We start from the raw sequence: 12408 nt of genomic DNA, 5'->3' as shown, positions 1-12408 counted from the left end.
CTAAGCGTGAGTGGTAGGGGAGCGTTCTGTAAGTCTGCGAAGGTGTATCGAGAGGTATGCTGGAGATATCAGAAGTGCGAATGCTGACGTAAGTAACGATAAAGGGGGTGAAAAGCCTCCTCGCCGGAAGACCAAGGGTTCCTGTCCAACGTTAATCGGGGCAGGGTGAGTCGACCCCTAAGGCGAGGCCGAAAGGCGTAGTCGATGGGAAGCAGGTTAATATTCCTGCACGACTTGTAATTGCGATGGGGGGACGGAGAAGGCTAGGTGGGCCAGGCGACGGTTGTCCTGGTGAAAGTGCGTAGGTGGTGTTTCTAGGCAAATCCGGAGACACAACACTGAGACACGAGACGAACGCACCACGGTGCGGAAGCCATTGATGCCCTGCTTCCAGGAAAAGCCTCTAAGCTTCAGATTACAAGTCATCGTACCCCAAACCGACACAGGTGGTCGGGTAGAGAATACCAAGGCGCTTGAGAGAACTCGGGTGAAGGAACTAGGCAAAATAGAACCGTAACTTCGGGAGAAGGTTCGCTCTTGATGGTGAAGTCCCTCGCGGATGGAGCTGTCGGGAGTCGCAGTGACCAGATGGCTGGGACTGTTTATCAAAAACACAGCACTCTGCAAACACGAAAGTGGACGTATAGGGTGTGACACCTGCCCGGTGCCGGAAGGTTAATTGATGGGGTTAGCGCAAGCGAAGCTCTTGATCGAAGCCCCGGTAAACGGCGGCCGTAACTATAACGGTCCTAAGGTAGCGAAATTCCTTGTCGGGTAAGTTCCGACCTGCACGAATGGTGTAACCATGGCCATGCTGTCTCCACCCGAGACTCAGTGAAATCGAATTCGCCGTGAAGATGCGGTGTACCCGCGGCTAGACGGAAAGACCCCGTGAACCTTTACTACAGCTTGGCACTGAACATTGAACCTACATGTGTAGGATAGGTGGGAGGCTTTGAAGGCGTGACGCCAGTTGCGCTGGAGCCGTCCTTGAAATACCACCCTTGTATGTTTGATGTTCTAACGCAGGGCCCTGAATCGGGCTCGCGGACAGTGCCTGGTGGGTAGTTTGACTGGGGCGGTCTCCTCCCAAAGAGTAACGGAGGAGCACGAAGGTTGGCTAATCCTGGTCGGACATCAGGAGGTTAGTGCAATGGCATAAGCCAGCTTAACTGCGAGACGGACAGGTCGAGCAGGTACGAAAGTAGGTCATAGTGATCCGGTGGTTCTGAATGGAAGGGCCATCGCTCAACGGATAAAAGGTACTCCGGGGATAACAGGCTGATACCGCCCAAGAGTTCATATCGACGGCGGTGTTTGGCACCTCGATGTCGGCTCATCACATCCTGGGGCTGAAGTCGGTCCCAAGGGTATGGCTGTTCGCCATTTAAAGTGGTACGCGAGCTGGGTTCAGAACGTCGTGAGACAGTTCGGTCCCTATCTGCCGTGGGCGTTGGATGATTGAAGGGAGTTGCTCCTAGTACGAGAGGACCGGAGTGAACGAACCTCTGGTGTTCGGGTTGTCACGCCAGTGGCACTGCCCGGTAGCTAAGTTCGGAATCGATAACCGCTGAAAGCATCTAAGCGGGAAGCGAGCCCTGAGATGAGTCATCCCTGACCCCTTGAGGGTCCTAAAGGGCCGTTGGAGACCACAACGTTGATAGGTGGGGTGTGTAAGCGTAGCGATACGTTGAGCTAACCCATACTAATTACCCGTGAGGCTTAACCATACAACACCCAAGAAGTGTTTCTGGCCTTGTAGCAAATACGAGCGAATTACTTACATCAGCTTTCTCAGATTGAAGATTTTGCCTGGCGGCAATAGCGCAGTGGAACCACCTGATCCCATGCCGAACTCAGAAGTGAAACGCTGTAGCGCCGATGGTAGTGTGGCATTCGCCATGCGAGAGTAGGACACTGCCAGGCACCCAATACAAGAAACCCCGCTCACTCGAGCGGGGTTTTTTATTGCCTGAAATTCAGCACTCACTGGAGGGCAAACGGGCACTATGGTGCGGTCTCCCGCCGTGTTTTCTGATACTCGCATTCATCATCCCAGCCAATATCGGGTTGTTTGTGGCCTGTATCTGCTCAATATCTATTCGAAAGCCTGCATTCTGGATATAAAAAGCACAGAATGTGATGCTTCTACCTTTCTTGTCATGCCTGCTCTGGTTTAATTCCCGGGTCCACATCGATGGACCAAGGAATCACAATAATTTGAGGAATGGACACATGTTCAAAAGAACAGTAACGATGATGCTGGCGGCGGGAACCCTGGTATTAGGCGGTTGCGCATCCAATGGTGGTGCAGAGCAGGCAGCGGCGGACAACAGCGACTTCGGTGGCAAGTCCATCTACCTGCGTGGTGAGATGAACGACTGGATGGCCACCGACGAAAGCAAGGTCGTCAAGGTTGCCGACAAGCTCTACATGGCCAAGGGGACGCTCAAGAAAGAGTGGGCTCCTTACAAGTTCAAGTTTGCCGACTCCGGCTGGAGTTGTGGCACCAACTTCGGTTACAAGAGCCCGAGCGATGGCGTTGCCGTGCTCGGCGGGGAACCTGTACCGGTCAACCCGTGCTCCAAGTATGAGGACATGAAGTTCTCGCCCGAGGCGGATGGCGTCTACGAGTTCTATCTGAATATGGCGGGTGAGACACCGAGCGTATACGTCAAGAAACCCTGAGATAGCCCTTCGCGTTAAATCTCTCGGGAATTGAACCGGTTGAATGCCCTGGCCCAGAAATCTGCTGGCCGGGGCATTTTTTTAGGATAGAATCTGCGCCCTTATCACGACAGAATTACTATATATTGTGTTTGTGATGTAAACATTCACTATTAGTAGTGTTTTTGACATAGAGATGCTGCTGCATTCATATGAGGTTAATTGAACATGGCCAAATCCATCCCTGTGCTGGAGGGTGTCACCGCCGCCCGTCAGATCCCCCTGCAGGAGACGTCCCTCGAGATCTGGGACAGCAAGTATCGCCTCAAGAGCAAAGACGGTACGCCCATCGACGGTACTATCGACGAGACCTACCAGCGTGTCGCTCGCGCGCTTGCTGCGCAGGAGCGCGAACCCGACACCTGGTATGAACCCTTCCTGTGGGCCCTGCGCAATGGTGCCATTCCGGCGGGCCGTATCACCTCCAACGCCGGGGCGTTTGAGCACAAGCCGGCGACCTCCACCATCAACTGCACCGTCTCCGGCACCATTGAGGATTCGATGGACGATATCCTCGGCAAGGTGCACGAGGCGGGGCTGACCCTGAAGGCGGGTTGCGGCATCGGTTACGACTTCTCGACCCTGCGACCGCGTGGAGCCTTCGTCTCGGGAGCGGGGGCCTATACCTCCGGGCCGCTCTCCTTCATGGATATCTACGACAAGATGTGCTTTACCGTCTCCTCTGCCGGTGGCCGTCGTGGCGCCCAGATGGGCACCATGGATATCCGTCACCCCGATGTCGTCGAGTTCATCCAGGCCAAGCGGGAGGATGGTCGCCTGCGTCAATTCAACCTCTCCCTGCTCATCACCGAAGAGTTCGTCAGTGCGGTGAAGGAGGATGCCCCCTGGCAACTGATCTTCCCCTACACCGCCAAGGAGGTGGAGCAGGATGGCATCGCGCTGGATGACCCTGCGAGGGTGGTCTGGGCGGACTGGCCCAACAAGGAGGGTGTGGTGATCAACGAGTTGGGCCAGGTGGCCTGCAAGGTCTACAAGGCCCTGCCCGCGCGCAAGCTGTGGAACGTCATCATGACCTCTACCTACGACTATGCGGAGCCCGGTTTCATCCTGATCGACAAGGTGAACCAGATGAACAACAACTGGTTCTGCGAAGAGATCCGTGCCACCAACCCCTGCGGTGAACAGCCTCTGCCGCCCTATGGGGCCTGTCTGCTGGGCTCGGTCAACCTGACCACCTTCGTGCGCGATCCCTTCACCGAGCAGGCCGCCTTCGACTGGCCCGCGTTTCGCAAGGTGGTGGCCATCTTCACCCGTATGCTCGACAACGTGGTGGAGATAAACCAGCTGCCGCTGGCCAAGCAGCGCGAGGAGATCACCGCCAAGCGTCGCCACGGCATGGGCTTCCTGGGGCTGGGCTCGACCCTCACCATGCTGCGCATCAAGTACGGCTCTGCGGCCTCCGTCGCCTTCACCGAACAGGTCTCCCAGGAGCTGGCGATGACCGGCTGGCAGGAGTCTCTGCGTCTGGCGAAGGAGAAGGGGCCGGCCCCCATCATGGAGCAGGAGTTCGAAGTCACCGGCAAGATGCTGCGTCTGCGCCCCGAAATGGCGGCAGATGGCATCAAGCTCGGCGACAAGGTGAAGGGCAAGGTGTTGCATGCCCGCTACAGCCGCTACATGCAGCAGGTGGCCGAGGTGGATCCCGCTCTGGTGGCCGAGCTGGCTGAGGTGGGTGGACGCTTCACCCATCACAGCAGCATAGCGCCGACCGGTACCATCTCCCTGTCGCTCGCCAACAACGCCAGTAACGGCATAGAGCCGAGCTTCGCCCACCACTACAGCCGCAATGTCATCAAGCCGGGCAAGAAGAGCAAGGAGAGCGTGGATGTCTACTCCTTCGAGCTGCTGGCCTATCGCGAGCTGGTGAACCCGGCCGCCATGCCCTATGCCGAGGAGGAGGGTAGCCGCCTGCCGGATTACTTCATCACCGCGGACGACGTCACGCCGACCGGGCACGTGGATATCCAGGCGGCGGCCCAGCGCTGGATCGACTCCTCCATCTCCAAGACCGCCAACGTGCCGACCGATTTTCCGTTCGAGCAGTTCAAGGATATCTACCTCTATGCCTCGGACTCCGGCCTCAAGGGCTGTACCACGTTCCGCTTCAACCCGGCCGCCTTCCAGGGCGTGCTGGTGAAGGAGAAGGATCTGGAGAACACCAGTTACGAGTTCACCCTGGAAGATGGCACCGTCATCACGGCGAAGGGGAACGAGGAGATCGAATACGATGGCGAGCTGCACACCGCCGCCAACCTCTACGACGCCTTGAAAGAAGGCTATTACGGCAAGTTCTGAGGACGAGACATGGTCAAGAAAATCGACAGAAAAATCGTCGCCTACAAGGTAAAAACCCGGGATGAGCCGCAAGATGCGCCGACGCCCCAGGATGACGTGGTGCACATGCATGAAACCGTGTTGCGCCCGGAGCGGTTGATGGGCACCACCTACAAGCTGAAAACGCCGGAACACGTCTCCGAGCACTCGCTGTTCATCACCATCAACGACATCATTCTCAACGAGGGCACGGTGCACGAGACCCGGCGCCCGTTCGAGATCTTCATCAACTCCAAGAGCCTGGAGCACTATCAGTGGATAGTGGCGCTGACCCGCATCATCTCGGCGGTGTTTCGCAAGGGAGGGGACGTCACCTTTCTGGTGGAGGAGTTGCGCTCCGTGTTCGATCCCAAGGGGGGTACTGGAACAAGGGCAAGTACGTGCCCTCTCTCATCGCCGAAATTGGCAACGTGATCGAAACCCATCTCACCGAGATCGGCATGCTCAAGGTGCCCGGGTTGGACGAGCACCAGCAGGCGTTCCTGGCCGAGAAGCAGGCGCAATTGCAGGCACAGCAACAGGCAGAAGAGCAGCCGGCGGGCAGCGGTTTCCCACCCAGTGCCGCGCTCTGCTACAAGTGCCACACCAAGGCGCTGGTGCAAAAGGATGGCTGCATGACCTGCCTCAACTGCGGCGATTCCAAGTGCGGTTGAGTGATAAAGGGAGATAAATAAGACCGGCCACCGTGCCGGTCTTATTTTGTTTGCTTTATATACAACAACTTGCCGCGAACAAAGGATGTTGCACGCTGGTGAAATCGGGCGTAGCGTTGGGGGTAATAAAACTGTCACGGCCGTGTGGTTTCAATGACATCTGAGATTCACACACGTGGCACCTTCAGTGCCAAGGAGGATGCTTATGGACAACACGGACCGAAAGCTGTTTATCCTGGATACCAACGTTCTGCTTCACGAACCCCTCGCCATCTACTCCTTCAAAGAGCACGACGTGCTCATCCCCATGACGGTGCTGGAAGAGCTCGACAACATCAAGGATCGCCACAAGGACGTCAGCCGCGATGCCCGCATCGCCATCCGCGCGCTGGAAGACGTATTCCGTGACGCGACCCCCGAGCAGATAGTGCAAGGGGTGGCGCTGGCCGGTGAGGCGAGCGGCCGTATCTCCATCTTCAGCGATCACCATCTGCCCCAGGATGCCGAGGTGTTCACCGACAAGGAGGCGGACAACCGCATCATCAACGCCGCCCTCTATCTGCAAAAGCACGAGATGAAGCGTCAGGTGGTGCTGGTCACCAAAGACATCAACATGCGCCTCAAGGCCAAGGGAGCAGGTCTTGCCCATGTGGAGGATTACCGCAGCGACCAGCTCATCGACGACATCCGCCTGCTCGCCAAGGGCTTCCAGGTGGTGCCCGGCAGCTTCTGGGAGCGGGTCGGTGAGTGCGACAGCGAAACCCATGGCCGCGATACGGTCCACGTCATCGATGCCAACCTGCTGGAGGGAGTCCACGTCAACCAGTACCTGCTGGACGAGGAGAACTTCTTTGCCGCGCGGGTGCTGAGCCACGATGGCAACAAGATCCGCCTGAAAGATCTCGGCCGCGAGCGGCTGATGTCCCGCAAGGCCTGGGGGGTGCATCCCAAGAACGTCTATCAGGGCATGGCGCTGGATGCCCTGCTGGATCCGCACATCGACCTGGTGATCCTGACCGGCCCGGCGGGCTGCGGCAAGACCCTGCTCGCCATGGCGGCGGCGCTGGAGCTGGTGATCGAGAAGGGGATCTACGAGAAGGTGATCGTCACCCGCAATACCCCGGAAATTGCCGAGAGCATCGGCTTCCTGCCCGGCACCGAGGAGGAGAAGATGATGCCCTGGCTGGCGGCGGTGACCGACACCCTGGAGGTGCTGCACAAGCAGGACGAGAACATGAGCGGGTCGCTCAGCTACATCATGGAGAAGGCCAATATCCAGTTCAAATCGGTCAACTTCATGCGCGGGCGCAGCATCCAGAACACCTTCGTGCTGCTGGACGAGTGCCAGAACCTGACCGCGTCCCAGATCAAGACCATCATCACCCGCTGCGGGGAGGGGACCAAGATCGTCTGCTCCGGCAACCTGGCTCAGATCGACTCCAACTACCTGAGCCCGGTGACCTCGGGTCTGACCTACATCGTCGAGCGGTTCAAGGACTTCGACGGCAGTGCCAACATCTTCCTGAACGGGGTGGTGCGCAGCAGGCTGGCTTCGTTCGCCGAGGAAAATCTCTGATTTGACGGGATCTCTGCATGAGAAAGGGGAAGCCGGACGGCTTCCCCTTTTTTGATCCCGCCTATCTCATGCCTCTCTCGGTCGGCCCAGGTAGCGCAGCAGCCCGGGGTGATCGCTGCTGTGCAGGATATCCGGCTTGCCCTGCAAGGCGATGCGTCCCGCGTCGATGAAGAGCACCTGATCGGCGATGAGCTGGGCATCCTCGGGGTTGTGAGAGACCATCAGCACGGTGATGCCCTGCTCGCAGGCGAGGCGGGCGACCTCCGCCAGCATCTCCCGGCGCAGGGCCGGATCGAGGGCCGAGAAGGGCTCGTCCAGCAGCAGCAGCGGCCTGCCCCGCACCAGGGCGCGGGCCAGCCCCACCCGCTGCTGCTGGCCGCCGGAGAGCTGCTCCGGCAGGCGCGTCAGCATCTCCCCCAGGCCCACCTTGTCAGCGGCCTCCTGCACCTGCCTTTTCTGGGCCGGATTCAAGCGCAGGCCGGGATGCAGGCCGATGGCGATGTTGTCGAACACCGACAGGTGCAGGAAGAGGTTGTGATCCTGGAACAGGGTGGTGACCGGGCGCTCGGCGGGGCCCAGTGACAGCAGATCCTGGCCGTCGAAGGTGAGGGTGCCCGACTCCACCGGCACGAAGCCCGCGATCATGCCGAGCAGGGTGGACTTGCCGGCGCCGCTCGGACCGATGAGGGCGGTGATCTCCCCCTTGGGCAAGGTCGCACTGAAGGTCACCTGCCAGTCGGGATAACTGGTGACCAGTTCCTCAATTACCAGCATGTTTGGCTCCTGAATGTCGTTTTATAGAACAACAAGTAAGAAAAATTGATGAAAGATAGCGTGAGTGACTGCTCCAAGGGACACCCCAGGGGCATGCCTGGACGGATCCGGGGGCAGGGAGGCGGCAATGCCGCCGGGGATCAGTGATCCACATGCCTGCCTCCCAGTCCCCGCTCCACCAGCCAGAACAGGGAGAAGCAGAGGGTGAGCAGCAGCAGGGCGGTGGCGGCCGCCTCGGTCAGCCGGTAGCTGCCGAGCTGTTGATAGAGCAGCCAGGGCAGGGTAGTGAGGGTCTGGCTGCCGAACATGGCGATGGCCCCGAGATCCCCGAGGGACAATATCATCGAGAGAGCCATGGCCAGGGCCAGCGGACGGCGTAGCAGGGGCCACTCCACCAGGCGCAGGCGATGCAGGCCGCGCACCCCCAGGCTGTCCGCCAGCCGATCGTACTGGCGCACCACCAGTTGCATGGGGGCCGAGAGGGTGCGCAGCACATAGGGCAGCGCCATCAGGGCGTTGACCAGCACCACCAGCCAGGGGCCCAGGGCAAAGACGTCGGTGAAGGGCATGAACAGGATGAAGAGGCCGGTGGAGAGCACCACCGCCGGGATCATCAGGATCATGGAACCGCTGGCCTCCCACAGGGCGGCGGCCCGCCGTTTGCGATCCCGCACCCTCAGATGCCGGCTGGTGAGCAGCAGCCCGGCGCCGAGCAAAGTGGCCAGGGAGCCCGCCGCCAGGGCTATGCCCAGGGACTGTCCCCCTGCCTGCCACAGCCGGGGTGAGCCGAGCGCCGCCAGCAGACCGGGGTTGAACCCGGCGACCACGATGGCCAGCAGGGGCGGCAGGAAGATGGCGAGCCCCATGGTCAGGACCAGGCCATCCACCAGAGCGCTGCCCTTCTGGTGTCTGTCGGGACGCAGGCAGGGGCGACGGCTGGTGAGGCGACTGGCCGGGGTGGTCTGCAGCTTGTGTTGCAGCAGGAGCAGGGCCAGGGTCAGCAGTAGTTGCACCAGGGCGAGCCCGCCAGCGGTGGCGAGATCGAAGTCAAAGCGCAGCGCCTGGTAGACAGCCACCTCCAGTGTGGTGGACTTGGGGCCGCCCCCGAGCGCCAGCACTGTGGTGAAGCTGGTGAAGCAGAGCATGAAGATGAGGCTGGCGAGCCCCGGCAAGATGCTGCGGATGAGCGGCCACTCCAGCAGCCGGAAGATGTGGGAGGAGCGCATGCCGAGCTGGCTGGCGAGGCGCCAGGAGGACTCGGGGATGCTCTCTATGCTCTGCAGAATGAGGCGGGCGGCCAGCGGCATGTTGAAGAAGACATGGGCCAGCAGGATGCCGAACAGGCCATAGAGGTAGTTGCCGGGGTCCAGGCCCAGGCCGTGCAGCAGTTGCGGCAGCCAGCCCTGGCGACCGTGCACCGCCACCATGCCGAAGATGGCGATGATGACCGGCAGTACCAGGGAGAGGCCGAACAGCTTGAGCAGCAGGCGGCGTCCGGTGAAACGGCGTCGCGCCAGGGCCCTGGCCACCGGGATGGCAAGCCCCAGGCTCAGCAGGGTGGAGAGCAGTGCCTGCCAGAGGCTGAAACCCAGCACGTGGCGCAGGTAGGGATCGCCTAGCAGGGCGCGGGGGGAGAGGGCCCCCGCCTGCCACAACAGGGCGACCAGCGGCCCAATGGAGAGCAGCAGGATGACCAGGGTGGCTGCACTGCCGGGCAGCCACCAGAGGGTGCGACGACCTGAACTCACTGGGTAACAGCTTGCAGCCATTCGCGGATCCACCCCTTGCGGTTGGCGGCCACCTCGTCAGAGCTGAAGGTGAGCGGCTTAGCTACGGTGATCATCTGTTCGAACCCCTTGGGCAGCACCACGTCTGTCACCGGATACATCCAGTTGCCGCCGGGGATCTCGTTCTGGAAGGCGGGGCTCACCATGAATTGCAGGAATTGGTCAGCCAGTTTGCCCTGTGTGGCGCCCTTGAGCTTGGCCGCCACTTCCACCTGGCGGTAGTGACCCTCCTCGAACGCGGCCGCCCGGTACTGGGGTTTGCTCTCGGTGATCAGGTGATAGGCGGGGGAGGTGGTGTAGGAGAGCACCATGTCCGCCTCGCCGTCGAGGAACATGCCGTAGGCCTCTGACCACCCCTTGGTGACGGTGACCGTCTTTTTGGCCAGTTGCGCCCAGGCGGTCGGTGCCTCATCCCCGTAGACCGACTTCATCCAGAGCATCAGCCCCTGACCAGGGGTGGAGGTGCGGGGATCCTGATAGATCACCTTGATATCGGGACGTGCCACCAGCTCCTTCAGGCTCTTGGGGGGCTGCTTGAGCTTGTTGCTGTCATAGACGAAGGCGAAGTAGCCGTAGTCATAGGGGACAAAGGTGTCGTCTTGCCAGCCACCCGGTACCTTGAGACCATCGAGCCTGGTGGAATGGGGGGCGAACAGGCCGCTCTGCTTGGCCTCGCTGATGAGGGCATCGTCCAGCCCCAGCACCATGTCGGCCTTGCTGTGCTGGCCTTCCAGCCGCAGCCGGTTGAGGATGGCGACGCCATCCTCGAGGGGCACCAGATTGAGGGTGCAGCCGCACTCCTTCTCGAAGGCCTGCTTGATTTTGGGGCCCGGCCCCCATTCGGCGGCGAAGGAGCCGTAGGTGTAGACGGTGAGGGTGTCGGCGGCAAACGCCTGGGCAGAGAGCAGGCTGGTGGCGATCAGCAGCAGGGTCTTCATCAATGGCACTCCTGTGGATGTCGGGGTGCTCATCAATGGCACCTCGCGTGTGGTGAGCGCCGGCGGATGAGGGCACAAAAAACGCGCGCCATGCCTCAAATTCCTCCGCCAGCATTATCTGGATCAGGTTCACGGGTATAATCTCAGCGGTAAACCGCACCCCGTTTGAGCAACGCATCGCATTGTATTGGCGTTCCTGGGGGGAGGCCAGCACTATGTTTCACGGGCCGCATCGTGCGAGCCACCACCAAGGAGGAAGTCCCCAGTGATCACCAGCACCAAGGAAAGACGTGCCTTCCAGCGCATGGTCATCAATGCCCCCGTCACCCTGTTCCAGCATCAGCAGGTGCTGGAGGGGGTCTGCCGGGATCTCAGCGCCAACGGCATGGGCGTCGAGGTGAACAAGCACGCGTTCGATCTGGCCCAGCCCATCCGGGTGAGCCTGGCGACCAGCAGCAATCTTCTGCCTCCCTTCGAGGCCCAGGCTCGCATCGTGCGGGTGCTGGAGGAAGAAGACGGTCTCCTGCTGGCGCTGGAGTTTCTCTCCCTCACCTGAGACCCGGGCGCCCGTCCTCCTCGAGACAGGCCAGCCATGGGCTGGCCTGTCTCATTTCCCCTCATCCTGCACCGGCTGCACGCTCAACTGGCCGCTGTCGACCAGCGTCTTGCTGGTGGGCGCGAGCTGGCCCATGGGCAGCTGGGCCGGGCCGGTCGGCTCCATCAGGAGGTAGGTCTCCCCCGCCCGGCTCAAGGTGGCTTCCCCCGGTTTGGCTGGCAGGGCCACCCCCAGCAGGGCATGTCCCGGCACGAACACCATGGCCTGCTTGAGATCGGGATACCCCTGGGCCAGCAGGGCGGCCATCAGGGTCACCTTGCTGTCGCAATCCCCCCGGTTCTGCTCCAGCACCTGGCGCGGGCTCAGAAACCCCTTGCCAGAGCGGCCCGACTGGCTGTCGAGCAGTTGATAGGGGATGGCCTGGATGAAGTCGAGCATGTGGGCCACCGTCTTTTGGCGCGCCTCGGTCTCGGTGGCCCCTTCCTGCTTGAGCTGCTCCATCAACGGGGCCAGTTCGTCCCGGCTCTCCAGGGCGATGCGCACATGATCCTGCTTGATGGCGGGAGCGCCGTCGGGGGCAGTGAAGGGCTGGAAGTAGTGCTGCGTGAGCCAGGCGGCCTCCAGTTTGGCCTGCTCGGGCTTGACCCATTGGGAGGCTTCCCGCGCCTTGTCGGCGTTGCGGCTCTTGATGCTGAGGCTCATGGCGGGGCGAACGAGGGAGAACTGCACCTCGGGGAACGCCAGGGGGGCCTGTTGCAGCAGGCTTTGCAGTACGTCTTCCTGCATCCTGGCCGGACGGTAAGCGATGAGAGGGGGCAGCTTGCCCGCCTCCAGCCGGTAGCTGAGCTGCTGCGCCTTGCCCTCCTTGTCCTGCCAGCCAACGTTGAGCTGGCCGCCACTGTTGGTGAAAGAGGTCTGCCCGCCCAGGGCCGGGAGGCTGAGCAGCAGGCAGAGCAATGAAAGGGCGCCCCTTGCGGACATAGGTGTCTCCTGTCGGACATGCAGAGGTGGCGGGCTTTGTACAGCGACCCGACAATAAAAC

At 60.9% G+C, this 12408-nt stretch carries 8 protein-coding genes, 2 rRNA genes, 1 pseudogene and 1 riboswitch (1 of these 12 cut by a window edge); of the genes and pseudogenes, 7 read left to right on the top strand and 4 right to left on the bottom strand.

Annotated features, from left to right (window positions below; all coding sequences use genetic code 11):
- The 6 genes and pseudogenes from C2U47_RS05455 to C2U47_RS05430 all read left to right on the top strand — a co-directional run.
- A 23S ribosomal RNA gene (locus C2U47_RS05455) occupies positions 1-1730 on the top strand; it begins 1159 nt to the left of the window's first position.
- A gap of 81 nt (positions 1731-1811) precedes the next feature.
- Positions 1812-1926: ribosomal RNA gene (rrf, locus tag C2U47_RS05450) — 5S ribosomal RNA — on the top strand.
- Positions 1927-2235: 309 nt separating this feature from the next.
- Positions 2236-2688, top strand: coding sequence for a pullulanase (locus tag C2U47_RS05445; RefSeq protein WP_029313820.1), 453 nt, complete (start codon positions 2236-2238; stop codon positions 2686-2688).
- 207 nt (positions 2689-2895) lie between these two features.
- Positions 2896-5043, top strand: a complete 2148-nt coding sequence (locus tag C2U47_RS05440; protein WP_043156171.1) for an adenosylcobalamin-dependent ribonucleoside-diphosphate reductase — start codon at positions 2896-2898, stop codon at positions 5041-5043.
- Between the two features lie 9 nt (positions 5044-5052).
- Positions 5053-5735: pseudogene (locus C2U47_RS05435) on the top strand (TSCPD domain-containing protein).
- Positions 5736-5940: 205 nt separating this feature from the next.
- Positions 5941-7311, top strand: a complete 1371-nt coding sequence (locus tag C2U47_RS05430) for a PhoH family protein (protein WP_103261507.1) — start codon at positions 5941-5943, stop codon at positions 7309-7311.
- 66 nt (positions 7312-7377) lie between these two features.
- On the opposite strand, the gene thiQ is transcribed toward C2U47_RS05430, so the two are convergent.
- The 3 genes from thiQ to thiB form a co-directional block, all read right to left on the bottom strand.
- Entirely contained in the window at positions 7378-8085 is a 708-nt protein-coding gene (thiQ, locus tag C2U47_RS05425; RefSeq protein ID WP_052816553.1) for a thiamine ABC transporter ATP-binding protein, read from the bottom strand.
- A 140-nt stretch (positions 8086-8225) separates the two neighbouring features.
- Positions 8226-9854 carry a thiamine/thiamine pyrophosphate ABC transporter permease gene (gene thiP / locus C2U47_RS05420; RefSeq protein WP_103261506.1) on the bottom strand — a complete coding sequence of 543 codons (1629 nt, stop codon included), beginning with the start codon at positions 9852-9854 and terminating at the stop codon, positions 8226-8228.
- Positions 9830-10810, bottom strand: coding sequence for a thiamine ABC transporter substrate binding subunit (gene thiB / locus C2U47_RS05415; RefSeq protein ID WP_103261505.1), 981 nt, complete (start codon positions 10808-10810; stop codon positions 9830-9832). The genes thiP and thiB overlap by 25 nt, the downstream gene beginning before the upstream one ends.
- An 83-nt stretch (positions 10811-10893) precedes the next feature.
- Positions 10894-10984: riboswitch (TPP riboswitch) on the bottom strand.
- Positions 10985-11075: 91 nt separating this feature from the next.
- On the opposite strand from thiB, the gene C2U47_RS05410 reads away from it, so the two are divergent.
- On the top strand, positions 11076-11366 hold the full coding sequence (locus tag C2U47_RS05410; protein WP_039041182.1) for a PilZ domain-containing protein: 291 nt from the start codon (positions 11076-11078) through the stop codon (positions 11364-11366).
- A 51-nt stretch (positions 11367-11417) separates the two neighbouring features.
- On the opposite strand, the gene C2U47_RS05405 is transcribed toward C2U47_RS05410, so the two are convergent.
- Positions 11418-12347 (bottom strand): hypothetical protein, encoded by a 930-nt coding sequence (locus C2U47_RS05405; RefSeq protein ID WP_103261504.1) that lies wholly within the window; start codon positions 12345-12347, stop codon positions 11418-11420.
- Positions 12348-12408 lie beyond the last annotated feature (61 nt).

Origin of the sequence: Aeromonas sp. ASNIH7, assembly GCF_002903485.1 — a bacterium.
GTDB lineage: Bacteria > Pseudomonadota > Gammaproteobacteria > Enterobacterales > Aeromonadaceae > Aeromonas > Aeromonas caviae.
This window is presented reverse-complemented; position numbering and strand designations above follow the sequence as displayed.